24 protein-coding genes and 2 pseudogenes are annotated in these 26,669 nt (G+C 36.0%); 25 read left to right on the top strand and 1 reads right to left on the bottom strand.

Annotated features, from left to right (window positions below):
- Positions 1–133: 133 nt before the first annotated feature.
- The 10 genes and pseudogenes from rfbB to HRU23_08400 all read left to right on the top strand — a co-directional run bounded on the left by rfbB (position 134) and on the right by HRU23_08400 (position 10,380).
- Positions 134–1,210: a dTDP-glucose 4,6-dehydratase gene (rfbB, locus tag HRU23_08445; GenBank protein ID NRA54157.1), complete on the top strand. Its 1,077-nt coding sequence runs from the start codon at positions 134–136 to the stop codon at positions 1,208–1,210.
- Positions 1,210–2,100 carry a glucose-1-phosphate thymidylyltransferase RfbA gene (gene rfbA, locus HRU23_08440; protein ID NRA54156.1) on the top strand — a complete coding sequence of 297 codons (891 nt, stop codon included), beginning with the start codon at positions 1,210–1,212 and terminating at the stop codon, positions 2,098–2,100. The genes rfbB and rfbA overlap by 1 nt, the downstream gene beginning before the upstream one ends.
- Entirely contained in the window at positions 2,100–2,981 is an 882-nt protein-coding gene (gene rfbD, locus HRU23_08435; protein NRA54155.1) for a dTDP-4-dehydrorhamnose reductase, read from the top strand. Before rfbA ends, rfbD begins: the two co-directional genes overlap by 1 nt.
- Positions 2,982–2,985: 4 nt before the next feature.
- Complete coding sequence (rfbC, locus tag HRU23_08430) at positions 2,986–3,531, top strand: dTDP-4-dehydrorhamnose 3,5-epimerase (protein NRA54154.1); 546 nt, start codon at positions 2,986–2,988, stop codon at positions 3,529–3,531.
- Positions 3,532–3,605: 74 nt separating this feature from the next.
- Complete coding sequence (locus tag HRU23_08425) at positions 3,606–4,064, top strand: acyltransferase (protein NRA54153.1); 459 nt, start codon at positions 3,606–3,608, stop codon at positions 4,062–4,064.
- 1 nt (position 4,065) lies between these two features.
- A complete protein-coding gene (locus tag HRU23_08420) occupies positions 4,066–5,214 on the top strand; it encodes a glycosyltransferase family 4 protein (GenBank protein ID NRA54152.1) in 1,149 nt (382 codons plus the stop codon).
- A gap of 10 nt (positions 5,215–5,224) precedes the next feature.
- Complete coding sequence (locus tag HRU23_08415) at positions 5,225–6,442, top strand: polysaccharide biosynthesis C-terminal domain-containing protein (GenBank protein ID NRA54151.1); 1,218 nt, start codon at positions 5,225–5,227, stop codon at positions 6,440–6,442.
- Positions 6,433–7,809: an oligosaccharide repeat unit polymerase gene (locus tag HRU23_08410; protein NRA54150.1), complete on the top strand. Its 1,377-nt coding sequence runs from the start codon at positions 6,433–6,435 to the stop codon at positions 7,807–7,809. Before HRU23_08415 ends, HRU23_08410 begins: the two co-directional genes overlap by 10 nt.
- A gap of 277 nt (positions 7,810–8,086) precedes the next feature.
- Positions 8,087–9,187, top strand: a pseudogene (locus HRU23_08405) (ISAs1 family transposase).
- A 185-nt stretch (positions 9,188–9,372) separates the two neighbouring features.
- Positions 9,373–10,380, top strand: coding sequence for a glycosyltransferase (locus HRU23_08400; protein ID NRA54149.1), 1,008 nt, complete (start codon positions 9,373–9,375; stop codon positions 10,378–10,380).
- Positions 10,381–10,427: 47 nt separating this feature from the next.
- Here the strand turns inward: HRU23_08400 and HRU23_08395 are convergent.
- A pseudogene (locus HRU23_08395) lies at positions 10,428–11,229 on the bottom strand (IS3 family transposase).
- A 504-nt stretch (positions 11,230–11,733) separates the two neighbouring features.
- On the opposite strand from HRU23_08395, the gene HRU23_08390 reads away from it, so the two are divergent.
- From HRU23_08390 to HRU23_08320, 15 genes are all read left to right on the top strand, one after another.
- Complete coding sequence (locus HRU23_08390; protein NRA54148.1) at positions 11,734–13,356, top strand: pyruvate carboxyltransferase; 1,623 nt, start codon at positions 11,734–11,736, stop codon at positions 13,354–13,356.
- Complete coding sequence (locus HRU23_08385; GenBank protein ID NRA54147.1) at positions 13,340–13,975, top strand: HAD family hydrolase; 636 nt, start codon at positions 13,340–13,342, stop codon at positions 13,973–13,975. The genes HRU23_08390 and HRU23_08385 overlap by 17 nt, the downstream gene beginning before the upstream one ends.
- Position 13,976: 1 nt before the next feature.
- Positions 13,977–14,666 (top strand): acylneuraminate cytidylyltransferase family protein, encoded by a 690-nt coding sequence (locus HRU23_08380; protein NRA54146.1) that lies wholly within the window; start codon positions 13,977–13,979, stop codon positions 14,664–14,666.
- A 48-nt stretch (positions 14,667–14,714) separates the two neighbouring features.
- Positions 14,715–15,578, top strand: coding sequence for a DUF115 domain-containing protein (locus HRU23_08375; protein NRA54145.1), 864 nt, complete (start codon positions 14,715–14,717; stop codon positions 15,576–15,578).
- A complete protein-coding gene (locus HRU23_08370; protein NRA54144.1) occupies positions 15,571–16,485 on the top strand; it encodes a glycosyltransferase family 2 protein in 915 nt (304 codons plus the stop codon). The genes HRU23_08375 and HRU23_08370 overlap by 8 nt, the downstream gene beginning before the upstream one ends.
- Positions 16,482–17,501: a glycosyltransferase gene (locus tag HRU23_08365; protein ID NRA54143.1), complete on the top strand. Its 1,020-nt coding sequence runs from the start codon at positions 16,482–16,484 to the stop codon at positions 17,499–17,501. The genes HRU23_08370 and HRU23_08365 overlap by 4 nt, the downstream gene beginning before the upstream one ends.
- Before the next feature lie 78 nt (positions 17,502–17,579).
- Positions 17,580–18,617 carry a polysaccharide biosynthesis protein gene (locus tag HRU23_08360; GenBank protein NRA54142.1) on the top strand — a complete coding sequence of 346 codons (1,038 nt, stop codon included), beginning with the start codon at positions 17,580–17,582 and terminating at the stop codon, positions 18,615–18,617.
- Positions 18,618–19,724 (top strand): SDR family oxidoreductase, encoded by a 1,107-nt coding sequence (locus HRU23_08355; protein NRA54141.1) that lies wholly within the window; start codon positions 18,618–18,620, stop codon positions 19,722–19,724. It begins immediately after the preceding gene.
- A gap of 2 nt (positions 19,725–19,726) precedes the next feature.
- Positions 19,727–20,857, top strand: a complete 1,131-nt coding sequence (gene wecB / locus HRU23_08350; protein NRA54140.1) for a UDP-N-acetylglucosamine 2-epimerase (non-hydrolyzing) — start codon at positions 19,727–19,729, stop codon at positions 20,855–20,857.
- Positions 20,858–22,051, top strand: coding sequence for a glycosyltransferase family 4 protein (locus tag HRU23_08345; protein NRA54139.1), 1,194 nt, complete (start codon positions 20,858–20,860; stop codon positions 22,049–22,051). It abuts the gene before it with no gap.
- 133 nt (positions 22,052–22,184) lie between these two features.
- Complete coding sequence (locus tag HRU23_08340; protein NRA54138.1) at positions 22,185–23,351, top strand: nucleotide sugar dehydrogenase; 1,167 nt, start codon at positions 22,185–22,187, stop codon at positions 23,349–23,351.
- A gap of 60 nt (positions 23,352–23,411) precedes the next feature.
- On the top strand, positions 23,412–24,440 hold the full coding sequence (locus tag HRU23_08335; GenBank protein NRA54137.1) for an NAD-dependent epimerase: 1,029 nt from the start codon (positions 23,412–23,414) through the stop codon (positions 24,438–24,440).
- Positions 24,441–24,501: 61 nt separating this feature from the next.
- Positions 24,502–25,410 (top strand): UTP--glucose-1-phosphate uridylyltransferase GalU, encoded by a 909-nt coding sequence (gene galU, locus HRU23_08330; GenBank protein ID NRA54136.1) that lies wholly within the window; start codon positions 24,502–24,504, stop codon positions 25,408–25,410.
- A gap of 265 nt (positions 25,411–25,675) precedes the next feature.
- Positions 25,676–26,158: a nucleotidyltransferase domain-containing protein gene (locus HRU23_08325; GenBank protein NRA54135.1), complete on the top strand. Its 483-nt coding sequence runs from the start codon at positions 25,676–25,678 to the stop codon at positions 26,156–26,158.
- Between the two features lie 157 nt (positions 26,159–26,315).
- Positions 26,316–26,669, top strand: a 354-nt coding sequence (locus tag HRU23_08320; GenBank protein NRA54134.1) for an IS21 family transposase, incomplete at its 3' end; no start/stop codon positions are given.

Genomic DNA, 26,669 nt, shown 5'->3' with positions numbered 1-26,669 from the left:
TGTCTCAAAATAGATTAAATATGTCTCAGTGGTATAAATATAGCTGAGATATAAAAATGAATTAAATCAGTTAGCCTTCAATTATATGCTCACTCCCGTGAGTTAATTTTAGTATTTAATACAAGAGAAAAGTATGAAAATCCTCGTTACTGGCGGTGCTGGTTTTATCGGCTCTGCTGTTATTCGTCATGTTATCAAAAACACAAACGATAGTATCATCAATGTAGATAAATTAACCTACGCGGGCAACTTGGAGTCATTAGTTGATATTGAAAACAATGACCGCTATGCGTTTGAACAAGTCGATATTTGCAACCGCGAAGATCTTGACCGAGTATTTTCGGAATATCAGCCTGATGCGGTAATGCACTTAGCAGCTGAGTCACATGTAGACCGTTCAATTGATGGCCCCGCAGCATTTATTGAAACTAATATTGTTGGTACCTATACGTTACTTGAAGCGACCCGATCTTACTGGAATAAGCTTGAAAAAAATCGAAATGATGCATTTCGCTTCCACCATATCTCTACCGATGAGGTATACGGTGATTTAGAAGGAACGGATGGCTTATTTACAGAAACAACGTCATATGAACCAAGTAGCCCCTATTCAGCATCAAAAGCGTCAAGCGACCATTTAGTCCGCGCATGGCAACGTACCTATGGTCTACCAACCTTGGTAACTAATTGCTCTAATAACTACGGCCCTTACCATTTTCCTGAAAAATTGATCCCGCTAGTTATTTTAAATGCACTAGAGGGTAAACCTTTGCCGGTTTATGGTAATGGCATGCAAATTCGTGATTGGCTATTTGTTGAAGACCATGCTCGTGCGCTTTATAAAGTAGTGACAGAAGGCGAAGTCGGCGAAACTTACAATATTGGTGGGAATAATGAAAAAGCCAATATCGACGTGGTAAAAACCATTTGTTCGTTACTTGAAAAATTGGTACCGAATAAACCTGTAGGCGTTGCGTATTACCTAGATTTAATTATGTACGTCACAGACCGTCCGGGTCATGATATTCGTTACGCTATTGATACCTCTAAAATTGAGCGTGAATTGGATTGGAAGCCAGAAGAAACATTCGAATCAGGCATTCGGAAAACCGTTGAATGGTATTTAGATAACAAAGCATGGTGGTCACGTGTGCTTGATGGTTCTTATGCCGGTGAGCGTTTAGGTGTCTCAAATCAGGAGGTGAAATAATGAAAGGGATTGTTCTAGCCGGAGGCACTGGTACACGTTTATATCCATTAACTCGAGGTGTGTCTAAACAGCTATTGCCTATCTATGATAAGCCAATGGTATTTTACCCAATATCAACCTTAATGCTTGCGGGCATTAAGGATATTCTAATAATCACTACCCCTGAAGATAATACGGGATTTAAGCGTTTACTTGGAGATGGCTCTGATTTTGGTATTAACCTCGAATACGCCATTCAGCCAAGCCCAGATGGTTTAGCTCAGGCTTTTATCATTGGTGAAGAGTTTATTGGCGATGATTCAGTGTGCCTCGTATTGGGTGATAATGTTTTTTATGGTCAGTCTTTCTCACAAACACTAAAAAGTGCCGCTTCTCGTGAGAGTGGTGCAACGGTATTTGGTTATCAAGTCAAAGACCCAGAGCGCTTTGGTGTGGTTGAGTTTGATGACAACATGAAAGCTATCTCTATTGAAGAGAAGCCAGAAATACCAAAATCGAATTATGCAGTAACGGGGTTGTATTTTTACGATAACCGCGTGGTTGATTTGGCTAAGCAAGTCAAACCATCACATCGTGGTGAGCTTGAAATTACCACGTTGAATGAAATGTACCTTCATGATGGCTCATTGAATGTTGAGTTATTAGGTCGTGGTTTTGCATGGCTTGATACGGGAACGCATGAAAGCTTGCATGAAGCGTCTTCTTTTGTACAAACCATTGAAAACGTGCAAGGGCTTAAAGTGGCGTGTTTAGAAGAGATAGCGTGGCGAAATTGCTGGTTGTCTGATGAACAAGTAGTCACGATTGCTAAACCAATGATGAAAAATGAATACGGTCAATATTTAATGCGCTTGGTCACTGAAAGCCAAAAAAAGAAGGTAGCACGTTAATGCGTGTTTTAATTACAGGATGCCGTGGTCAAGTTGGTCATAGTCTAACAGATAAATTGAGCAAACAAGATAATGTTGAAGTACTTGCTCTAGGCAGAGAAGACTTAGACATTACCGTTAAAAGGGCTGTGATTCAAACGGTTCAAAAATTTAAGCCAAATATCATTATTAATGCCGCAGCGTACACCGCAGTCGATAGAGCTGAAGATGAGGTTGCTCTGTCTTATGCCATTAACCGTGATGGCCCTCGTTATTTGGCGCAAGCTGCTCAACAGGTAAATGCTGCAATGTTGCATATATCAACTGATTACGTCTTTGAGGGCAATAAAAAAGGCGAATATGAAGAAAGAGATGTAACTAACCCACAAGGCATTTACGGTGAAAGTAAATTGGCGGGGGAAATAGCCGTAGCATACGCGTGTGAGAAACACATTATTCTTCGTACCGCCTGGGTGTTTGGTGTAAATGGCAATAACTTCGTAAAAACGATGCTTCGTTTAGGCACTTGTCGAGATGAGTTGAGTGTCGTGGGTGATCAAATCGGTGGGCCTACCTATGCAGGTGATATTGCTAATGCATTAATTGGTATCGCTGAAAAAATTACAACAGGTATGCCAGTCGAGTACGGTATTTATCATTATTCAGGCTTGCCTCATGTTAGCTGGTATGAGTTTGCACACGCTATCTTTGATGTGGCTGAAGAAAATAAAGTGATTAGTAAGAAGCCAATATTACACAGTATTACTACAGAGCAATACCCGACACTGGCGAAACGCCCAGCTAATTCCAAATTGAGCACAAAAAAAATCACACAGACTTTTTCAATTGAAGCGAGTGATTGGAAGGCCGCATTACAACACATTAAAGCCTATACGGAATAATCCAATGAAAGTAATTGATACAAAAATTTCCGATGTCAAAATCATTGAACCAAGCGTATTCGGTGATGAGCGTGGTTTTTTTATGGAAACCTGGAGTCAAAAACAATTTGAAGCGCTCGTGACAGGTGAAGCCACTCAGTTTGTGCAAGATAATCACTCAAAATCCAGAAAAGGCATTTTGCGTGGTTTGCATTACCAAACTGAAAATACACAGGGAAAGCTTGTGCGCGTGATCTCAGGAGAAGTATTTGATGTTGCTGTGGACATTCGTAAAAACTCTCCCACGTTTGGTCAATGGGTTGGGGAGTACCTTTCTGCAGAGAATAAACGACAATTATGGGTGCCAAAGGGTTTTGCTCATGGTTTCTACGTGACTAGTGATGAAGCTGAATTTGTATATAAGTGTACAGATTATTATAACCCAAACGCTGAAGTTACTTTGTTATGGAATGAACCAAGTTTGAATATTGAGTGGCCATTAATTGATGAACTGACGTTATCCCCAAAAGATATCGATGGTAAATTGTTGAATAAAATAACATTGCTTTAATCTTTTATATGTTAGCTCTTTAGTTAATTAGAATAAGTTACTTGACTTTAAATTTATGCTTGGAGTGTTTTTCGATGTTGTATATGTATATTTTTAAGTTTTTTAGAAAATTGATAAATGCCTATAATAAGAAAAAAATAAAGGTTTTTTTAAGGAATGACAATATTTCAGTTTTTGGTAATCAAGATGTTTTATTTGAAGATCGAATAGAAATTGGAGACGGGTGTTCATTAAATCATAATGTATATTTAAATGGTATGGGTGGCATTAAAATTGGAAATAATGTGACAATATCAGCTGGAGTTTCGTTAATATCGACCGGATTAGATCCTGATAAGAGAAATAAAACACATATAAATTCTTCTATATTTATAGGTGATGGGGTTTGGGTCGGGGCAAATGCAACGATTTTACAGGGAATTACTATTGGGGAAAATAGTATAATTGCTGCAGGCTCTATGGTTACAAAAAATATTAAGAAAAATGAAATATGGGCAGGAGTACCTGCAATAAAATTGAGAGATAGATTTTAATATGAAAATTGCATTATCAGTATTTGGACGATTTCATATATTTAATACTGCTGAAGAGTTGTCGAAAAAAAATATAATAAATCAATTCTACACCACTTATCCTGAATTTTTTGTCAGTAAATATCAGATTCAGGAGGGGAGTCTGACTTGTTATCCCACTCTAGAAATATTAAACAGACTGAGAAGAAAGTTTTTTAAAAAATTATTTCCTGATAGTATTTTCTTAAAGAAAATATATGACAAAAAAATTGCCAAGAGTCTATCTAGTGACAACGATATATATATATCATGGGGTGGTTATGCGTATGACTCAATGAGAAAATCAAAATCGTACGGACAAACAATTATTTTAGAGATTGGGTCTACCCATCCCAGGTATGTACAGAAGATATTACAAGACGAATATACTGCACAAGGGCTTATTCCTAAATTGGACTCAGAGGAAAATATAAGCTGGCAACTAAAATCGATTGAGATGGCAGATTATATAGCGATACCTTCATCTTTTGTTAAGCGCTCCTTTTTAGAGAATGGTGTTCCTGAGTGTAAGTTGATCGTTAATCCGTATGGTGTGGATTTGAGTGCTTTTAGGCCTGTAAAAAAAACTGATGATGTTTTTAGAGTGATATTTTGCGGTGCTTTGTCTCTCCAAAAAGGCAGCCACTATTTATTAAAAGCTATTCATGAATTAAATTTAGATAATCTAGAATTCTGGCATATTGGAAATGTACTTGATGAAATGGATGTGTTTATCAAAAAGTATGAATCTGAAAAAATTATCTATAAGGGAAGCTATCCCCAGAATGAATTGTATGAGCTTTACTCTCAAGGTAGCGTATTTGTTATGCCTTCCATTCAAGACGGTCTTGCCTTAGTTCAGTTACAAGCAATGGCTTGTGGTCTGCCGTTAATTTGTACAACGAATACGGGAGGGGATGATTTAATAACGGAACAAGGCAAAGAGGGTTTTGTTATTCCGATAAGGGATGTGAACGCGATAAAGGATAAGATAACGTATTTGTATAAAAACCCTATAATCCGAGACGAAATGGGTAATAACGCTAAAGAAAGAGTTAAAGCGGGTTATACATGGGCGGATTATGGAGAACGGTATTACGAAAATCTAAGAATGATTATTGATAAAAATTAAGAGTGATATTGTGAAAGTTTTTACTAAATCGTTCCAAATAACAGTTCTTACTGTTATTTTTCCGATGGTTATGCAGTTGATTTATATACGTTATGTATCTTACTCAATTGACAAGATGATATATGGTGAATTCGTATTATTGCAGAGTTTAATCGTTGCCTTATCATATGTCTTATTACAAATTCCTACACAAGCGTATAAAAGATTCTATAACTCAGCGGAAAATAAACACGAATTTATTAGTGAATTTCAAACATTAGTTATCTTTATTAATCTATTTAGCGTGGTGCTTGTCGCTTTATATGGGTTCTTTTTTACTAGATTTGATTTTAATGTAATGGCGTCGGTTGTAGTGTATTTCTGGCTTCTAAGTTATTTTTCTTTAAACCGGCAACTATTTCTTTTAAATATGGAAAGGCTACGCTATCTGACACTGCAAATCTTAGAGGCAGCAGCGAAATTTATAATTCCAATTATTGTTTACAGCATTTATGGAAGCCTCGAATCGTTACTATTTGGGATTGTACTTGGATATATTCTATCGGTAGTGGTTTTGAGGAGGTTTCTTCGAGGAGTGAACTTTAAGTTTTATATTAATCTGGGTAATTTGAGGCGTTACTTAGTTTTTGCATATCCAATGCTATTTGTTAGTTTCTTTAGTTGGGGAATTACATTTTCGGATCGATATTTTATAGATTATTATTTGACGTCTCGTGAAGTAGCTATTTACTCTATATTAGCGACAGTAGCTGGCCTAGGTACTGTTATCGGGCAGATATATAGCACTTATGTAAATCCACAAGTATTACGAGATTATGAGGAAAATAAGTACAAGGCATTGCGTTATTTAAAGCAATCGTTAATTATTTTAACTGTTACATTTATTGTGTTCGGTTTAATTGCGGTGATAATGCCACAATTTATCTGGACCATATTTATCGAATCGGAAGTACTGGATAATCAAACGAATTTGTTAACATTATATATTTTGATGGCGTCAGTTTTTTTAACTGTTTTACAAACAGCTTTGTCAATGTATTTGACTCTTTTGAAAAAATTGAAGGTTTTAGTGATGATTTATGCAATAGCATTCGTAACTAATTTGATTGGTAATATATTTATACAGGACTACGGCATAATTGCCGCTGCAGTATCAACAATAACTGCGTATTTGATTATTCTAGTAATACAATTTATCTACATAAAAAGAAGTCTTTCATGTACTTAACAATGCTCGGATTCGGATTTTTGTTATATTTCTTTTTGTTGTTCGTTGAACTACGTACAACAAAATTCCTATCTCCATTTATATTAATCGCCAGCGCTTATTTCTTTTATTACATATTCCGCTCCAGCATGATTTATTTAAATATTGATTTAATGAAACCTTCGTTCGATGCTCACCATTTTAATGAATATTACGTAGCGTATGCGTTAGGAGTTTTTAATGTTGGATTTGTGGCGATGTTTTGCGGCTATAAGTTATTAAGATTAAGAACCAATGTTGCCTATAAAATCGGTGTCCGACTAGATAGTATTGCACCTCAAAAACTATTTTCGATTAATTTTATTATGTATGCAGTTTGGCTCTCTATTACATTTTACAAATTGCTTAATGGGATGACTCATTACGCGGGTGAGTTTTCTGTTGGCGAGAGAACATCTTTTGGTCTGCCCTATATTGTAAGCCTCATCAAAACTGTATTTGAATTCTCTTTTTTTTTCATAGTTTACCTCTATTTCCAATACTCGATATACACTAAACTTTTTGTTTTCACTGTTGTATCTAAAGTAGCTATAGCAGTTATATCTGGTGGAGCTCTTGGCTTGATTAATATATTTCTGGCTTTTCTTGTTGTTTATTTTTGGTCGGAATTTTTCGGCCTGATAAAAATTAAAAGGTTTCGAATATCACCAAGCCGAATAGTTCTCTTTGGGGTTACCGCTACTTTGTTTTTGTTTGTAAGTTATTTCATTAAAGAGTTCGCGCGTGCAGCTATTACATTAGGGCTTTCCTTTTCAGATGTGCTAGCAAATCTGCATGTCTTTAGTGAAATTTTATCTCGCCTTGATATTTATCATGTACTTATAAGGCTATCTGATAGATTCCATGGTATCGACTCTCTAGCCGTTATAATTAGTGCTATTGATAATGAGAAAATAGAATATTCATACGGTTATATGTTTTATTTGTTGTTATCTGGCCTTGTTCCAAGGTTTATTTTGCACGACAAACCAGATACATCTATGGGACAGTGGTTTACAGAAACATTATGGAATCCGGACCTAGCTTTAACGGGGTATCAAAGCACTGCGCTATTTATACCCGGTGACCTCTATCTGAACTATGGAGTATTAGGAGTGGTAATAGGAATGTTTTTCTATGGATTATTTCTTAAGCTTCTATATCGTTCTTTTTTTAATAGTTCATATAAGGCGTTTGCATTCGTTTTTGTTTCTTCATCACTTTTTTATTTTATAGTTTATGAGTATACGTTTGCATCATGGATTCTTCAGTTACTTAGAACATTTTTGTTGCTTGTTCTGTACTCGCTTGTAGTTAAGTTTATTTGTAGAATTAGGTTGATTAGCTGACTCTTTGGAAGGTAGACATTTATGTGTGATCGTAATTTTTCAATCTTGGCGCCGAATGTAAATTCATATCAACATTTAAATTACTAGTAATAAATCATGCATCAAGTATCCTCCCCTCTCTTGCTGCAATGAAAATTCAATCGTATTTAGTCATTGAAGAGCAATCAGTTTGTTTAATTTTTGGTTTTTAGATAAAATCCAGCTTCTTTTGAAAGTATAATTTGACGATCAGTATTGGATTTGATCATATTCTTCTCTTTAAGTTGAAGATAAGCATATGAACAGATTAACCTTAGTGGACCATATATTAATCATTAAGGACCCTCGGCAGAACTGGAAAGTAGCGCATAAACTATCAGACATTATCTTTTTAGCCATCGCTGAAAGCTGGGAATAAATTGAAGATTTTGGTCGTGATAAATTAGAATGGCTGAAACAGTACGGTGACTTTGAGAATGGTGTTCCAGTTCATGATACTATTGCTCGAATGATTAGTATGATTAACCCTAAACAGTTTCAAACGTGTTTCATTGCATAGATGAAAGATTACCATACAGCAACAAAAGGCGATGCTTTTAATGCTAAAACGGGGGTTCATATGATAAGAGTAAAAAGCGTGGTGCAATTCATATGGTCAGTGCGTTCTCGGCAGCAAATGAAGCTGTATTAGGACAAATAAAAACACAAGAGAAGTCAAATGAGATCACGGCTATCCCAGAACTATTAAAGCTATTGGATATACGGGGATGCTTAGTTACCATTGATGCAATGGGTTGCCAGAAGAAAATAGCGACCAAGATATTAGAATGTGAAGCTGATTATTTGTTAACGGTAAAAGGTAACCAAAAGCGCTTAGAACAAGACTTTGATAATATTTTTGACCTAAAGGATCTGCAAGATTCGCTAGATAATACCTACGCGACGCAAGAAATATCTCGCGGTCGTTTAGAGACAAGATTACACAAAGTCAACCATGACATTGATGGGCTTGGTGATTTAGCGTTTGAGTGGCCGAGTTTAAAGACGCTGGGTTATGCCGTATTATTTCGTCAAGAAGATGGTAAACCCGCAGTCAGCGCGTCAATTCGGTATTACATTAGTTCAGCGAAGCTCAGTGCAAAAGACTTTGCTCATGCGATACGAGAGCACTGGTCGATTGAAGTAAAACTTCATTGGAAATTAGATACAGCATTCCGAGAGAATGCATGCAGAATTAGACGAGGCGATGCGGCGGAAAACTTCGCGAAAGTTCGACACGTCGCATTGAATCTACTAAATGCAGAAAAGTTTTAGTGGCGGCATCAAAAGAAAACAGAAACGAGCGAACCGGAGTGAAAGTTACTTATCTCAAGTTCTTACCGGGCAAGGGGCTTCGTAATCTTTCCATGAATATTCGGCGGTAATTGGATTAAATAGGCTCGGTTTATTGGTGTTGGTTCCACACTTAATATTAATTTATAAGCCAAGGATGATTAGTTTTCTAATTTATTTTTGTACGGCTTTTATTATTTTCTTAAATTAGTACTTTAGGAATAATTTACTTGATTTTGAGGTTTTTTTTAAATGAACATTATTAATATAATTGCTCCAAATATTAAAAATGGAGGAGGAAAAGAGTTACTAGAGTATCTAGTTGATTATTTACTTTTACATAGAAAAAATATAAAAGTTAATCTTTTTATAGATCATTCATTAGAACATTTTGTAGATAAAGAAAACCTAAAAGTTGTTTATTTTTCTTCTGTAATAAAGAAAATTTTACTTTTTGGTAAAAAGATCGATAATGCCATATATTTTGGAAATCTTCCCCCTTTAGTGAAGTCAAGAAAATCTCTTGTTTATATGCATAATCCCTATTTGGTTTTAAATCTTAGTAAATTATATAAATCAGGATTTAAGATGTTTATTAAATATAGTCTTCAGCAACTATATATTCACACTTTTCTTAGGAATGTTGATTTTTTCGTTTGTCAGAATCAGTTAATGAAAAATAATTTCCAAAAACTCTATGGTAATGTAAATGCTAAAGTAACTCCATTTTTTAGACGTTGTGAAGGTAAAGATACTAACAAAAAGTACGATTTTTGTTATATTTCACTTGCTCATGCTCATAAGAATCACGAACTTCTCTTAGATGCACTAGATATAATGTCCCGTAAAGGAGTTTATTGCTCTATTGCTCTTACCATCGAAAAAACCCGGGATGATCTTGTTTCAAAGATTAATACTATAAACTCTCAAGGCTCACTTGAAATTGTTAATTATGGTATATTGCCTAAGAGCAAAGTTTGTGATCTTTATAATAAATCTGAAGTTCTTGTGTTTCCTTCAGAGAAAGAGACATTTGGGTTGCCTCTTATAGAAGCCGCACAAGTTGGATTGAAGATATTAGCCCCAAACATCGCTTATGTATACCAGGTTGTTGAACCTTCTATGGTTTTCGATCATCTAGATAAATACGACCTAGCTGAAAAAATGATTGATATGATACAGAATGCAGATAATTATATTGCAGCTAAGTCATTAGTTGAAGATCAGGTTTCTGAATTGGTGGATTTTGTAACTGATTAAATTATAGCAATAGTCGAATAAATGTTAAAAGATAAATTATCATCGAATTAAATAGACTTAACTTGAATCACAAATAGTAAGTGGTACGCCAGGAGTTTACTAGATACTTCTAGGTTCTCGTAATACTGCTTTTTCGAACTCCATTGGAGACAGTCCGTTATTAGTACCATGATGACGCTGAGGGTTGTAGAAGTTTTCAATATAATTAAATATCTCTGATCGAGCATCATCCCTAGTCTTATAGATTTTACGTTTAACCCGATCCTTTTTTAGTAGTGAGAATAAGCTCTCAGCAACGGCATTGTCATGGCAATTACCATGATGGCTCATGCTAGCTTCTAAATTATGTTCCTTAAAGAAACAGCGGTAATCTGAGCTGGTATATTGCACACCTTGATCAGAATGCACTATGACCTTTTCTGTCGGCTGACGCCGCCAAACAACCATTAAAAGTGCATCAATCACAAGATCAGCTTTAGGTGTGTTTTTCATTGACCAACCAACAACTTTGCGTGAAAACAAATCAATGACTACAGTCAGGTACAGCCAATTTTGATGCGTGCACACTGTAGGTAAAGTCAGTCACCCAAACTTTACTGGGGTAGTTCACATTAAATTGACAGTTTAGTGTGTGTGGTGCTGTAAAATTAACAGAACTGCCACCAAAACTAGCTCTGCGTTTGTAGCCTTTAATTGCCCTCATTTTAGCGGCTTTCATGATTTTGTATATTCAATTTTTACTACAGTTTTCGCCATTATCACGCAAATCGAGCATTAAATTGCGGTAACAAAAAAACAGCCGTTTTCTAACCTGAAATACTTGATTCGACCAATAAGTTGATTGTCTTCCCTAGTTCGCATTATTTCTGGGATGTGAACTGAAGTTGAACAATGAATTTTCTTACTATTTTAGAACGAAAATTAGTTTTTTAATCGTGACGTATGCATGACAAGATCAGTCTCAGTAGCAAGCCTTGCTTTATCAAAACCATTCAGGTGTGCTAACGAGTGTCGCAGACAATGATAAAGAGTTTTCTTAGTAAGAAAACATTACTGGTAGTTTGAAATGCGTGGGCTATTACAAATCCTTATTGTTTGTGGCAACTAGATCTATATATAAACGCCAATGGCCTGTTACGATAATATTGGTCGAAATCCGCAGACTTCATAAAAAGTTACGCGTTCAGAAGTGTAAGGTGCAATTGTGCAGTTCAATGGTCGATCAATAAAGAAACTAAATTTAAACACCAGCTCAATTAATACTGAAGATATAGCAACTCTGTTATGCACTTCAAAGTTGAATTTGCCTAACATGACATTTTAAATTAATAATATAACATTAGAGAAAATACTATGGCTACTTGCATTCTAGATTGTACCTTACGAGATGGCGGTTATTATAATAATTGGGATTTTGACACAATAGTTGTTAAAGAGTATTTAAATAGTGTAGCTAAATCAAACATTGATTATGTGGAGTTAGGGCTTAGGAATTTCCCTCAAAAGGTTTTTTTGGGGGCTTTTGCTTATACAACGGAAGACTTTCTTAATACGTTAGCTTTGCCTGAAGGTCCTACTTATGGTGTTATGGTAGATGCTAAAACTATTTTAGAGTCTGGTTTATCTGTAGAAGAGGCTATTAATATATTATTTGTACCTGCAGATAAAAGTAAAGTTAGTTTAGTTCGAGTTGCTGGACATTTTAAGGAAGTCGAGGAGTGTGGGCCTATCGTCGCATGTCTTAAAAAACTCGGGTATATAGTTGGTTTTAATTTAATGCAGGCAGGGGGGAAAGCAACAAGTGAAATTAAAGATAAAGCAAATCACATAGCAAATTGGATAGAACTTGATGTTCTGTATTTTGCAGATTCCTTGGGGAATATGGAAGCAAAAGAAGTTGGCCGGATTGTTGATGCTTTACGTTCAAATTGGAATGGGCCGCTAGGTATTCATACTCATAATAATATGGGAAGAGGACTTGATAATACGCTGTATGCGATGGAGGCAGGGGTTGAGTGGTTGGATTCAACAATAACAGGTATGGGGCGAGGTGCCGGCAATACTGCAACGGAAAGTTTACTTGCGTCTTTGTGTATGCAGCCAACTAAATACAATCCAAAACCTATTTATGAACTTGTAATTCGCTTTTTCGAAGGGATGCAAAAAAAGCATGGTTGGGGCAGTAATTTATTATATTTTCTAGGCGCGCAAAACGATGTTCACCCTACGTATATCCAGAATCTACTATCTAACGCTCATTATGGAACGGATGAAATTATTGGTGCGATAGATTATTTAAGTAAATTAGAAGGAACAACGTCATATAATGGTGCTGTTCTTAATAATGCATTGAGCTTCTCTGATAATAAGCTGAAAGCTCCAAGTGGCTCTACAGCCATTAATAATCTATTTGATGGTAAAGAAGTTTTAATTGTAGCTAATGCTCCAAGTACGGAGAAGTACGCGCAAGATATTGAGTTGTATATTAAAAAAAATAGACCAGTGGTGGTTTCAATCAATATTGCAACATGGCTTTCTGAAGATTTCATTGATTACTATGTTATTTCTCATAATTCTAAATTTCTTTCAGACTTCAAATATTACAAGGAATTAGATAAGCCTATCATTTTACCTAAATGTCGCTTCTCTGATTTAGAACTTAGTGAATTAAAAAATCTCAAGCTTATTGATTACGGCTTGGAGGTAACTCCAAATAAGTTATCTATGAATGGAACTCATACCGTGACACCTTATGATATCACTAGCGCTTATATTTTAGGGGGATTGCTAGAATCGAATGTTAATTCAATTTCCGTTGTGGGTTTTGATGGATATGGGGAAAATGATACCCGGCAGCAAGAAATGGTTGATATCTTTAATTTATATTATTTATCAGAAGGCAGCAAAAAAATCACATCATTAACACCAACATCTTACCCAATAGACAAGGGCTCTATCTATGCACCCAAGTTTTGAACTCTATGATACAATTATTTTTGATTGCGATGGAGTAATCCTAGATTCAAATAATCTCAAAGTTCAAGCTATGCGTGAATCTTTGAGTCTCACCAACGTTGATTGTCAAGAAATAGAGCAATGTTGTGCCTATTTTAAAGGGAATTTCGGTAAGTCTCGATTTCATCATATACAATATTTTATTGAGAATATCATCAGTAAAATGGATAAAAATTTATATGAAAATGTGTTAGGTCATTATTCTATGCGGTGTGAAGCTTTGTATTTAACCGCTAATTTAACTCCTGGTTTCATACAAGTAATCGAAGATTGCTCAGCCAAGCTATATATTGCCAGTGGGTCTGCCCAAGAGGAGTTACGGCAGGTATTCAAACATCGTAATCTAAAGCAATATTTTGAAGATATTTTTGGATCACCTGTTGCGAAATCAGAGAATGTGGCTAAGATTCTTCAGCAAAGTTCAGGAAGAGCCGTGATGATTGGAGATTCTTTATCTGATTATGAAGCAGCAAATGAAAATGCTATTGATTTTATTGGTTTTATCCCTTTCTCCAATGAGAAAAAAAAGCTTGAGTCTTTAGCGCAGAGCGAAGGCTTTACCTTATTAAGGAGTTGGTAACATGTTGATGACTGTTTTCCTCCCATGCCGAAGAGGCAGTGAACGTATCCCTAATAAAAATACGAAAGACTTTGCTGGTGTTAAAGGTGGTTTATTGAAAATAAAATTGGATCAATTAACCCGCTTGTCGACTGTTGATTCAATAGTTGTCTCATCTAATGATGAAATTGTACTAGATTTTGCAACTACTTATACCGATTCTAGGATTTTCATCGACGAAAGACCTGAACATTTAGGCTCTAGCAGCACTAGTACTGATGAGCTAATTAAATATGTTCCTAGCATAATTACTACTGGTCATGTTCTTTGGACGCATGTGACGTCTCCATTTTTGGATGAGTTTGGCTATGAGGCGATTATTCAGCAATATATCGAAGCTTTAACCCAAGGCTTCGACTCTCTAATGACAGTCAAAGAGTTAAAAGGTTTTATTTGGAATAAAGATAAGCCGTTAAGCTATGACCGTAATATTGAAAAATGGCCAAGAACACAATCAATTCAACCACTTTACGAAATTGATAGTTCGGTATTTTTGAGTAGCATTGAGCAGTATATTTCGTTAAATGATCGAATAGGTTTAAAACCATCGATGTTTATTCAAGATGCAGAGAGTTCTATAGATATTGATTGGCCACATGACTTTACTTATGCAGAGAGTACATGGAAAGCTAAATTAGCCAGGGAAAGTTAACATTTCTAGTTGTTCAGGAATAACAAACAATGATAGAGAGTAATTATAATGAATAAGAAAACAAAAACTGACAAAATATCAGATATGTTGTTTGATTTACTTTATTCGATAAATAATACGATCAGATATACGAAGTATTTAGTTGAAAGGTATTTGTTAAATCAACACTCACATTTATCGTTAAATACTGAAATTAAAGATATCCATAAAGGAAAAAATTGCTTTGTACTAGGTAATGGACCGTCATTAAAACAACAAGATATTACGAGGCTTAAAGATCAATGTGTTTTTATGGTTAATCGAGCATTCTTGGATGAGAATTATGCTGTAATAAAACCTTGTTACCATATAATTGTTGATAATAAATTAGCAACAGGTCAATGGCCAATCACATACCTTGATGATATTGCGAAAATAAATCCAGATGTGACATTTATTTTGAATAGTAAATGGTTTAATGATTCAAAGTTCGTCGAATATAAAGTGAAATATAAAATTATTTGGATAGATCTTAGTCTGGAGTTAACACGTTTTAATACTAAAGCTAAAATAGATCTTACTAAGCGCAGTTTAGGTAAAAATGTAGTTGAAAACGGAATCATTACAGCAGTATATATGGGCTTTAAACAAATTTATATTACTGGCGTTGATGGCGACGGCTTTGCAAATTTACTCTTAGGTGTTGACTCTCACTCGTACGGTGTAAATAAAGATGATCTTGAGAAATTTCAAAGCTGGGTAGGAGTTAGGGAAGCTTTGAACAGCGTGTGCCGTTGGATGTTGTCGTGGCATTATCTGGATAAATATACATTGAGAAATGGTTCTAAAATTATAAATCTTACCGGTCGTGGCATTATAACTATGGTAGAGATGGACAGTTATTCTCGGGTAATAGGAGAAATTAATGATTAAACTTTTGGTAAGTATTGTTAATTACAATTCGTATGATGATACCATTTCCCTTGTAAATAACATTATTCGGACAATAGATCGTTTAGGTTATAGTATTGATTTTTTTATCGTAGATAATAGTAGTAATACTGAAGGTCTTGAAAATTTTAGAGAAAAGCTTAGTCAATTATTAAATTTCAACTACGTAAATGATAATTCTGATCTTAATATTGGAAGTAATCATATTTATGCAAGTACTAATGATGGCTTTGGTGCGGCTAATAATATTGTTTTAGATTATGCGGAGTCAAGTGATTATTATGATGTCATTTGGCTTCTTAATAATGATTTAAGTCTAGATATTAATGTATTAAGCGCATTGTTACCCTACATGGCAAATGATGATTTAAAAATCCTCGGTTCAACTATTTATGAGGACCATGGTACTGTGACCGGAACGGTTAATATGTCTGGCTTTAAAGGCTATGGTTCCCCAAAAAATATCGAATTATTAGGCGAGGCTTATCCTGTAGATGCTGTAATTGGTACTAGTATGTTTATTAAAACAAAATTTATTAAAGGACATAGATTTGATGAGCGTTTATTTATGTATGTTGAAGAAAATGATTTTTGTTATAGGTTGAAGTCTGAAGGTATTACCTCATATATGGTTAAGAGTTCAAAGGTTTTTCATGAAGGTGGAAAAACTTTTGGTAATCATCAAGCTGTTAGGTGGTATTACAAAACGAGGAATTTGTTATTTTTTAAGAGTAAAAATAATGATGGTGTTGTTTTGTTGTCATTATATCTTTTTTTTGTCACGGTTAAAAATTACTCGTTTCATTTTGGGTTTATTAAAGCGTACTTATTTGGAGTTTGGGACTTTTTTGGTGGGCGTCTCGGTCGAACTAAGCGAGAGTTTAAATGAATTTCCTGATTGTTTCGGATCGCCATGAAGCTAAATCTTCGACAGATTATCTGGTCAATGCTTTAGTAAGAAATTTTAAAGCTTCTGTCATTTGGAGTAAAAAATCTTCTGAGCGAATTACATTTCTTGATCGTGTTGCAAATAAGCTAAACCTTGAATTTGATAAATCAGGTATTAACCGCAGGTTGTTGAATGAACTTTCTAGTAATTCATACGATGTTGTTTTTATATTCAAAGGTAATAGGCTTTACCCATCTACTCTGCGAGAAATAAAACGAGCCTATCCAAATACAAAATTAATTTCTTGGAGTGGTGATAATATGTCAAAATGGCATAATAAATCATATTTTTACCACTTCGGTATAAACTATTATGATGCATTATTTAGTGTAAATATACCAAGTTATAGATCTATAGAAAAGACTTGCAGTAAACCTGTTTTTTATATTGACAAGCGGGCAGATAAATATTTTCATATACCACGAAATCCGGAGAGGTTGATTTTTAACTATGATGTTCTTTTCATTGGAAGTTATGAGAAGGACCGTTTTAGTACTTTAAATTATTTAGCTTTAAATGGAGTTAAGATAAATATTTTTGGTGCTATGTGGGATAGGCATAAAGGAGGATTTCATTCTAATTTAAACATCCATTTCCGAGAGCTTACCGGGCATGATTATACTGCTGCTATTTCTGAATCAAAGATCACGTTAGGATTTTTGAGAAAGGTAAATAGTGATACTCAGACTTCTCGTACATTCGAGATACCAGCATGTGGTGGTTTTATGTTGATGGAGCGAACGCAAGAACATCTGCGATTATTTAAAGAAGGAGTTGAGGCTGAATTTTTCGAAAATGATGATGAACTTCTAAAAAAACTTCAATATTATTTATTGAACGATCAAGGCAGGGAAAATATTGCAGCTAAAGGTTATGAGAGAGTGGTTCAAAGTGGTTATTACTTTGATGATCTTGCTGTTGAAATGGTGTACAAACTAAGCAAACTAACGAACTAATTTTATTGGATTTTTATATGTTTTGTGCTGTTTTTCTAAAAATAATGATAACTGGTCCTAATTCTATGGCGAATAATAATGTTTGAAAATAAAGTTTTAATGATCACTGGCGGAACAGGCTCTTTCGGTAATGCTGTTCTTCGCCGTTTTTTAGATACTGACATTAAAGAGATACGCATTTTTTCTCGTGATGAGAAAAAACAAGATGATATGCGTAAAGCCTTTAATCATGAGAAATTAAAGTTTTATATTGGAGATGTGCGTGATCCGCAAAGTATCTCAACTGCAATGCGTGGAGTAGATTATGTGTTTCATGCCGCAGCATTAAAACAGGTTCCTTCTTGTGAATTTTATCCTTTAGAGGCGGTTAAAACTAATGTATTAGGCACTGAAAACGTTTTAGAGTCTGCTGTTTTTCATGGTGTAAGTCGTGTAGTTTGTTTAAGTACTGATAAGGCCGTTTACCCAATAAATGCAATGGGTATCTCTAAAGCCATGATGGAAAAAGTGATTGTTGCTAAAAGCCGTAACTTAGAAGGCACAAACACGGTTATTTGTGGAACACGTTACGGCAATGTGATGGCTTCTCGCGGGAGTGTTATTCCCCTATTTATTCGCCAAATTATCGAAAATACGCCGCTGACTATTACTGATCCGTCGATGACTCGCTTTATGATGACACTGGATGATGCTGTTGACCTTGTATTGCATGCATTTACTTATGGTGAAAATGGTGACATTTTTGTACAAAAAGCACCTGCTGCAACCATTGAGGTATTAACCAAAGCTATTCTTGAGATGATTGATAAACCGGATCATCAAGTTAATATAATTGGCACTCGACATGGTGAAAAGTTGTTTGAAGCATTATGCAGTCGTGAGGAGATGTTTGTGGCACAAGACCAAGGTGAATACTACCGGGTTCCTGCCGATAACCGTGATTTAAATTATGCGCAATATACAGAGGAAGGTGAAAAAGATCTTTCTAAAGTAGAAGATTATAATTCACATAATACACAACGTTTAGATGTAGAAGGGATGAAAACGTTACTTCGTAAACTTGATTTTATGCGTGAGATTGAGGCTGGTAACGTAAGTGTGCCAGAAGGAGTGTAAATGAATATTTTAGTAACAGGTGCCACAGGGTTTATTGGGCGTAACTTAATGGTATTCCTAGCTGAAGCTGGCTATGAGAATATTTCAACAATAATTTTAGATAACTCTGAGCAAGAAATTGTAAGCAAAGTTTCTCGAGCTGATTTTATTTTTCATTTAGCTGGCGTTAACCGGCCTAAAGATAATTCAAATTTTAAGAAAGGCAATACTGATTTTACTCAGTTAATTCTTGATCTGTTAATTAAAGCTAAGAAGAAAACTCCCATTGTATTTACCTCATCTATTCAAGCTGATTTAGATAATGCTTATGGTGTCAGTAAAGCAGGTGCTGAAGAGGCTTTACTCAAATATCAGCAGTTGACAGGGGCTGCAGTATATATTTATCGCTTACCCAATGTGTTTGGTAAATGGTGCCGCCCGAACTATAATTCAGTCGTGGCAACTTTTTGTTTTAATACTCTCAACGGCTTGCCTATCACCATAAACAGCTCCGCAGCAGAGCTTAACCTTGTTTACATAGATGATGTGTGTAAAAGTTTCATTAGTCAGTTAACTTCTCCAAGTGTTGTGGATGGTTACAGTACAGTTTCTCCCGTTTATCAAACAACTGTAGGTGAAGTTGCTGCATTATTAACAGAGTTTAAAGAAAGTCGCAATTCGTTAATCACTGCTAAAGTTGGTGTGGGCTTTGTACGTGCTTTATATTCTACATATATTAGCTATTTAGCTCCTGAGCAGTTCTGTTATCCCGTGACTCGCCATAGTGATCAGCGTGGTACATTTGTTGAGATGCTTAAAACCAAAGATTCTGGGCAACTTTCTTTTTTCACTGCGCACCCAGGGATAACCAGAGGTGGTCATTATCATCATTCTAAAACTGAAAAGTTTTTGGTTATTAATGGCAAAGCCTCTTTTAAATTTAAGCATATTACAACTGGTGAATCATACGAGTTGATTGTAGACGGTGTCGATTCACAAGTTGTAGAAACAGCCCCAGGTTGGTCGCATGACGTAACAAATATTGGCGATAATGAGTTGGTCGTGATGTTATGGGCAAATGAAATATTTGATCGTGAAAATCCAGATACGGTTACATTTAAGGTTTAATAATGAAAAAGTTACATATTGTTAGTGTAGTCGGCACCCGTCCTGAAATTATCCGTTTATCACGTGTTTTGGCTAAGTTAGACGAGCATTGTAAGCATACATTAATTCATACTGGTCAAAATTATGATTACGAATTAAATCAAATATTTTTTGATGATCTTGGTGTTCGTAAACCTGATTATTTCTTAAATGCAGCAGGAAAAAACGCATCAGAAACAATTGGTAAAATCATCATTGCAGTTGATGAAGTTTTAGAAAAAGAACAGCCAGAAGCGCTGCTTGTTTTAGGTGATACTAATAGTTGCTTGGCTGCAATTCCAGCCAAGCGTCGTAAGATACCAATCTTCCATATGGAAGCGGGTAATCGTTGTTTTGATATGCGTGTACCAGAAGAAATTAATCGTCGTATCGTTGATCACACTGCAGATGTAAACCTTACTTATAGTGATATCGCTCGTGAATATTTACTTGCTGAAGGCTTACCTGCAGATCGCACGATTAAGACGGGCAGCCCAATGTTTGAAGTTTTGAATTATTACGGCAAGGGTATTGATGCTTCAGATGTTTTATCTAGATTAGCGTTAACGTCTGGAAAATACTTCGTTGTCAGCGCTCATCGTGAAGAAAATATTGATTCAGATGTTAATTTAGAAAAATTAGTTTTAACCTTAAATTCAGTTGCAGAAAACTATAACGAGCCTGTGATAGTTTCAACGCATCCAAGAACACAGAAGCGAATTGATGCTAAAAACATTAAATTTCATCCACTGATTCAGCTGTTAAAACCACTTGGCTTTAAAGATTATGTGAAGCTGCAAAAAGAAGCTAGAGCGGTACTTTCTGATAGTGGAACAATCAATGAAGAGTCATCCATTTTGAATTTTCCTGCACTTAATATACGTGAAGCTCATGAGCGACCAGAAGGTATGGAAGAAGCTGCAGTTATGATGGTTGGTTTAGAGCCTGAAAGGGTTATGCAAGCACTACAAATTTTGGAAACTCAAAGTCGTGGTGAAGAAAGAATATTACGCCAAGTAGCCGATTACTCTATGCCTAATGTGTCGGATAAAGTTGTACGAATAATACATTCATACACTGATTATATTAATCGAGTTGTTTGGAAAAAATATTAAATGCGTTTAGCTTTATTGATTGATGATTACCTTCCTGGTAGTACTCGTGTAGGGGCTAAAATGTTTCATGAGTTGGCCGGTGAGCTTGTGAAATGCGGTCATGATGTTGTTGTTATTACTCCAGAGGTTAATCAAACAAAATCTCTAGAAAAAAGTATGTTCGATGGTGTCACTGTTTGGAAATTTAAAAGCGGACAAATAAAAGATATTGGTAAAGTAAAGCGGGCGATAAATGAAACATTACTTTCTACCCGTGCATGGAGTGCTATTAAAGCAGAGGTAACGCCTGGTTACTTTGATGGGATTGTGTATTATTCGCCGTCAATCTTCTTTTCCCATCTTGTTACAAAACTTAAAAAGGTTTGCAGTTGTAAATCTTACCTAGTGTTACGGGACCTATTTCCACAATGGGCTGTTGATGAGGGGTTAATAAAGCAAGGCTCTTTTATTGAAAAGTACTTTCGATTTTTTGAGACTTTAAATTATAATTCCGCTGACTATATTGGCTTGATGTCTCAGAATAATCTTACCTTGTTTAATAATATGAGAGATGAAGTTTATCTAACAACCGTTTTAAGAAACTGGGCTGAATTTTCCCCATTTGACTCTAAGGCAGCGAGTTTTAACTATAGGGATAAATTAAATCTTAATAATAAAGTGATATATTTTTATGGTGGAAATATAGGGCATGCTCAAGATATGGAAAATTTAATGCGTTTAGCGCGTGACATGCAATTATATCCACAGGCGCATTTCTTATTTGTTGGTCAGGGCGATGAAGTTGAGTTAATTAATAAACTTGCTGCAGATTGGGAGCTAGATAACTTTACTTATTTACCTTCAGTATCTCAGGTTGAATTCAAACATTTATTATCGGAAGTCGATGTGGGTTTATTTTCTTTAGCGCATAGTCACACCTCTCATAATTTTCCAGGTAAATTACTTGGTTATATGGTTGAATCTTTACCAATATTAGGTAGTGTTAATCTAGGTAATGACCTGCTAGATATTGTTATGAAACATGATGCTGGGGATATATTCATTAATGGTGATGATGCAAATTTATTGAATGCGTCAATTGCCTATTTAGATAATGAACACCGTAATAACAAAGGCAGAAATGCAACTACATTATTACATAAAGAGTTTACAGTTAAGTCTGCGGTACAAGATGTAGTTAATGCATTGCAATGAGTTAAATAAATCATAATTATAGCTAAATATTAAAATGATACTACGGCTTATATCTAATAGTCTCTTCTATTAACATTCAACAACTTTTCGGCACTTACTTCGATTAGTGCCTTTTTGTAGGAATTATTCAATAATGAAAATAACCATCGCTGGTACAGGCTATGTAGGTCTATCTAATGCAGTACTTTTAGCGCAATATAATGAAGTTTTTTCGATTGATATTGTGCCTGAAAAGGTTGATATGCTAAATAACAAGCAGTCTCCAATTGCCGATGCTGAAATTGAAGACTTCTTAATCAATAAATCACTGAACTTAACCGCTACATTGGATAAACAGCTGGCATATAAAGATGCTGAATTCGTTATAATAGCAACGCCAACCGACTATGATCCTGAAAATAACTACTTTAATACATCATCTGTTGAAGCTGTCATTAAAAATGTTATCTCTATTAATCCTGCTGCAGTGATGATTATTAAATCAACTGTTCCTGTTGGTTATACAGAGCGGATTAAAAAAGAATTCAATTGTGACAATATAATATTTTCACCCGAGTTTTTGCGTGAAGGTAAGGCACTTTATGACAACTTGCACCCTTCAAGAATTATTGTCGGTGAGCAGTCTGAGCGAGCTAAAGTATTTGCCAATTTATTGGCTCAGGGTGCTATTAAACAAGATATTGATATTTTGTTTACTGATTCAACTGAAGCCGAGGCTGTTAAGCTATTCTCGAATACTTATTTAGCGATGCGGGTTGCTTATTTTAATGAGCTTGATACTTATGCTGAAACACATGGTTTAGACACCAAACATATTATTGAAGGTGTTGGTTTAGATCCTCGCATTGGCTCTCATTATAACAACCCATCATTTGGCTACGGTGGCTATTGTTTACCAAAAGATACCAAGCAGCTTCGTGCTAACTATAAAGATGTGCCTAATTCGCTAATTAGCGCAATTGTTGATGCGAATAGCACCCGTAAAGATCATATCGCTGACTCTATCATTAAACGTAATCCGAAAATTGTCGGTGTGTATCGCTTAATTATGAAGACAGGTTCTGATAATTTTAGAGCCTCTTCAATTCAAGGTATAATGAAACGGATTAAGGCGAAAGGCATTGAGGTGGTTGTTTTTGAGCCTGAATTAAATGAGGCTGAGTTTTTCCATTCACGAGTGCTCACTGATTTAGCGCAATTTAAGGCAATGTCTGATGTGATAGTGTCTAACCGAATGGATGTTGTGTTAAGTGATGTTAGTGAAAAAGTTTATACTCGCGACTTATTTGGGTCAGATTAGTACCCATCGTAATGGTAAGTCGTTATGAAAACTCATTGTTAAGTGATTTAAAGGAATAAAATGAAATTTTTAGTCACCGGTGCGGCCGGTTTTATTGGTTTTCATGTTGCTACTCGTCTTAGCGAGATGGGACATGAAGTTGTTGGTCTTGATAATTTAAATGATTATTACGATGTCAGCTTAAAGCTGGCGCGCTTAGATACATTAGCTGACAGCGCTGAGCGCTCACCAGGTTCTTTTCGGTTTGTGAAGCTTGATTTAGCTGATCGTGCTGGGGTGGCTAAGTTGTTTGCTGATGAACAATTTAACCGAGTGATTCACTTGGCTGCGCAAGCAGGTGTTCGTTATTCAATTGATAACCCGTTAGCTTACGCCGATTCTAACTTGATTGGTCACTTAACCGTGTTAGAAGGCTGTCGCCATAATAAGGTTGAGCACTTAGTTTATGCCTCTTCAAGCTCTGTGTATGGTTTAAACAATAAAACACCATTTTCGACCCAAGACAGTATCGACCATCCCATTTCGCTCTATGCAGCGACTAAGAAGTCGAATGAGCTAATGTCGCACACCTATTCTCATTTGTATGGGTTACCAACCACCGGGTTACGGTTCTTTACTGTTTATGGCCCATGGGGCCGACCTGACATGGCCTTGTTTAAATTCACTAAAGCTATGGTAGCTGGCGAAGAAATTGATGTGTATAACCATGGTGATATGCGCCGTGACTTTACCTACATTGACGATATTGTCGAAGGTATTATTCGGGTGCAAGATACTGTACCGGTTGTTGATGCTTCTTGGAAAGTTGAGTCAGGCTCACCAGCGCAAAGCTCAGCACCTTATCGCATATTTAACATTGGCAATGGTAACCCCGTTAAACTAATGGAGTTTATAGATTCATTAGAAAGCTCATTAGGCATGTCGGCGATTAAAAACTTTATGCCGATGCAAGCGGGAGATGTTTACCAGACTTATGCTGAAGTTGAAGACTTGTTTGCTGTTACTGGGCACAAGCCGGCGATTAGTGTTAGCCAAGGTGTCGAAAACTTTGTGCAGTGGTACCGTAAGTTTTATAACATTGCCAAATAAAGAGTTAAATAAAATTTAAGTGTAAATAGATATTTAGTCAGTAAGAGTGAAGGATTCATTAATGACAGTTAAAAAAATAACAAAAGCCGTTATCCCAGTTGCAGGGCTTGGCACGCGGATGTTGCCAGCGACTAAAGCTATTCCTAAAGAAATGCTCCCGATAGTCGATAAGCCGCTTATTCAATACATTGTTAATGAATGTGTGGCGGCGGGTATTACTGAAATTGTGTTAGTGACCCATTCATCTAAAAATGCGATTGAAAACCACTTTGATAAGTCGTTTGAGCTAGAAACAACCCTAGAAAACCGCGTTAAACGCCAGTTGCTTGAAGAAATTCAAGCGATTTGCCCTAAAGGCGTAACTATTATGCATGTGCGCCAAGGCGAGGCGAAAGGGCTTGGCCATGCTGTTCTAAAAGCGCGGCCGATTATTGGTGAAGCACCGTTTGTAGTGGTATTGCCTGATGTGATTTTAGACGATGCGACCGCTAATTTAAAAACTGAGAATTTAGCTGCAATGCTCAAGCGTTTTGATGAGTCTGGCGCTAGCCAAATTATGGTTGAGCCAGTGCCAATGGAGCTGGTTAGCAATTATGGTGTTGCAGATTGTAGTGGTCATGCGTTAGAGCCTGGTGAGTCGAAAGTAATGACGGCAGTCGTTGAAAAGCCACCGGTAGATGAAGCGCCGTCTAATTTAGCGGTTGTTGGTCGTTATGTATTGTCAGCCCAAATTTGGGACTTGCTTGAGTTTACCCCGCCAGGTGCTGGTGATGAAATTCAGTTAACCGATGCTATTGCTAGCTTGATGAAAGTGGAAACGGTTGAAGCGTTCCACATGACAGGTAAGTCACATGACTGTGGCAGCAAACTAGGTTACATGAATGCGTTTGTTGAATATGGCTTGCGCGATCCTAATTTAGGCAAAGACTTTATAGAATCAGTTGCTCAGTTACTTAAACAATATCAGTAGGCTGTTATTACCACTCTGAAGCTGAGGGCCTGACACTAAAGGCCTGATACTGGGCATGACAGTAATAAAATTTGTGATGGTTTTAAAATGGTAGCTTCGGCTGCCATTTTTCGTTTTGAGGGTAAGACTAAATATATCTGATGCTAATTTGGCATTAGGGGGTGATAATGTGTCGAATGAGTTTATGGCAACGCTGTTAATGATGTTGATTCATAATAAGCAACGCATTGATTAAGGCTGGTCAATATAAATAGGATAGGTCACCGTGACAAACCAAACACAAATATTAGCGTTGATTAAACAGTTAGCAGTAGGAAATAGTGATATTGATGTCGTGTGGCTTTATGGTTCTAGGGCGCAAGGCACTGATGTTGAGGGCAGTGATTTTGACTTAGCGATTGCTTTTAAAGACTTTGACTTATCGCCGACAAATGCAATGTTACGGCCAAATGAACTAGCGATGGATTGGGCACTAGCATTGGGTATTAGCGAAAATATACTAAGTATTGTTGATATTAATCGTTGCCCAGTTTACTTAGCTTTTAATGTGGTTGAGTTTGGACAAGTTGTGTTTGAAACGAGCGCCACGCGTGTGTATAAAGAGCACAATAGAATATATAGCCAATACGAATTCCAAATGATAGAGATGAAACAAAATGGTTTAGCTCTTTATTTAGTCGAGGCCGATAAACTGCATATTAACATCCATGGAGATCACCTAATAACATCGATGGAGATCATTCAATAACATCCATCAAGATCAGCTAATAACATTCATGGAGATCACTATCGCTCTAAATGTTATTTAATATCACGCTTGATATTGTTGGTTGTTTTTTAATCTTTTCTCTGTTCTGTAGGTATATTTAACCGTTATTCTTTTTCATTTGATGATGAGAATAACTATGTCTACGGTACCAATTTCTATGCGTAAATTAAAAGAAATACTGCGACTAAAATATGGCTGTTTACTTAGTCATCGTCAGGTTGCAAAAAGCTTATCTATTTCACCCTCAGTTGTTTCTCGTTATGCCAATAGAGCGGCACAAATGGGGATCACCAGCTGGCCTCTATCTCAAGAATGGGATGATGCAAAACTCAATCGAGAGTTCCTTAAAACTAAAGTCAAAACTAAATTAACGATCCCAGTGCCAGACTGGTCGGTAATTTATCAAGAGTTGAAGCATAAAACCCTAACGTTACAACTGCTGTGGGAAGAGCACTCACAGCGAAACCTTGATAATCACTACAGTTACAAT

Source organism: Gammaproteobacteria bacterium, assembly GCA_013214945.1.
GTDB lineage: Bacteria > Pseudomonadota > Gammaproteobacteria > Enterobacterales > Psychrobiaceae > Psychrobium.
This window is presented reverse-complemented; position numbering and strand designations above follow the sequence as displayed.

What these genes read in the sequence shown, in the direction of transcription:
- rfbB (NRA54157.1), top strand. Translation starts at nt 134, where the DNA reads ATGAAAATCCTCGTTACTGGCGGTGCTGGTTTTATCGGCTCTGCTGTT.
- rfbA (NRA54156.1), top strand. Translation starts at nt 1,210, where the DNA reads ATGAAAGGGATTGTTCTAGCCGGAGGCACTGGTACACGTTTATATCCA.
- rfbD (NRA54155.1), top strand. Translation starts at nt 2,100, where the DNA reads ATGCGTGTTTTAATTACAGGATGCCGTGGTCAAGTTGGTCATAGTCTA.
- rfbC (NRA54154.1), top strand. Translation starts at nt 2,986, where the DNA reads ATGAAAGTAATTGATACAAAAATTTCCGATGTCAAAATCATTGAACCA.
- HRU23_08425 (NRA54153.1), top strand. Translation starts at nt 3,606, where the DNA reads ATGTTGTATATGTATATTTTTAAGTTTTTTAGAAAATTGATAAATGCC.
- HRU23_08420 (NRA54152.1), top strand. Translation starts at nt 4,066, where the DNA reads ATGAAAATTGCATTATCAGTATTTGGACGATTTCATATATTTAATACT.
- HRU23_08410 (NRA54150.1), top strand. Translation starts at nt 6,433, where the DNA reads ATGTACTTAACAATGCTCGGATTCGGATTTTTGTTATATTTCTTTTTG.
- HRU23_08400 (NRA54149.1), top strand. Translation starts at nt 9,373, where the DNA reads ATGAACATTATTAATATAATTGCTCCAAATATTAAAAATGGAGGAGGA.
- HRU23_08390 (NRA54148.1), top strand. Translation starts at nt 11,734, where the DNA reads ATGGCTACTTGCATTCTAGATTGTACCTTACGAGATGGCGGTTATTAT.
- HRU23_08385 (NRA54147.1), top strand. Translation starts at nt 13,340, where the DNA reads ATGCACCCAAGTTTTGAACTCTATGATACAATTATTTTTGATTGCGAT.
- HRU23_08380 (NRA54146.1), top strand. Translation starts at nt 13,977, where the DNA reads ATGTTGATGACTGTTTTCCTCCCATGCCGAAGAGGCAGTGAACGTATC.
- HRU23_08375 (NRA54145.1), top strand. Translation starts at nt 14,715, where the DNA reads ATGAATAAGAAAACAAAAACTGACAAAATATCAGATATGTTGTTTGAT.
- HRU23_08370 (NRA54144.1), top strand. Translation starts at nt 15,571, where the DNA reads ATGATTAAACTTTTGGTAAGTATTGTTAATTACAATTCGTATGATGAT.
- HRU23_08365 (NRA54143.1), top strand. Translation starts at nt 16,482, where the DNA reads ATGAATTTCCTGATTGTTTCGGATCGCCATGAAGCTAAATCTTCGACA.
- HRU23_08360 (NRA54142.1), top strand. Translation starts at nt 17,580, where the DNA reads ATGTTTGAAAATAAAGTTTTAATGATCACTGGCGGAACAGGCTCTTTC.
- HRU23_08355 (NRA54141.1), top strand. Translation starts at nt 18,618, where the DNA reads ATGAATATTTTAGTAACAGGTGCCACAGGGTTTATTGGGCGTAACTTA.
- wecB (NRA54140.1), top strand. Translation starts at nt 19,727, where the DNA reads ATGAAAAAGTTACATATTGTTAGTGTAGTCGGCACCCGTCCTGAAATT.
- HRU23_08345 (NRA54139.1), top strand. Translation starts at nt 20,858, where the DNA reads ATGCGTTTAGCTTTATTGATTGATGATTACCTTCCTGGTAGTACTCGT.
- HRU23_08340 (NRA54138.1), top strand. Translation starts at nt 22,185, where the DNA reads ATGAAAATAACCATCGCTGGTACAGGCTATGTAGGTCTATCTAATGCA.
- HRU23_08335 (NRA54137.1), top strand. Translation starts at nt 23,412, where the DNA reads ATGAAATTTTTAGTCACCGGTGCGGCCGGTTTTATTGGTTTTCATGTT.
- galU (NRA54136.1), top strand. Translation starts at nt 24,502, where the DNA reads ATGACAGTTAAAAAAATAACAAAAGCCGTTATCCCAGTTGCAGGGCTT.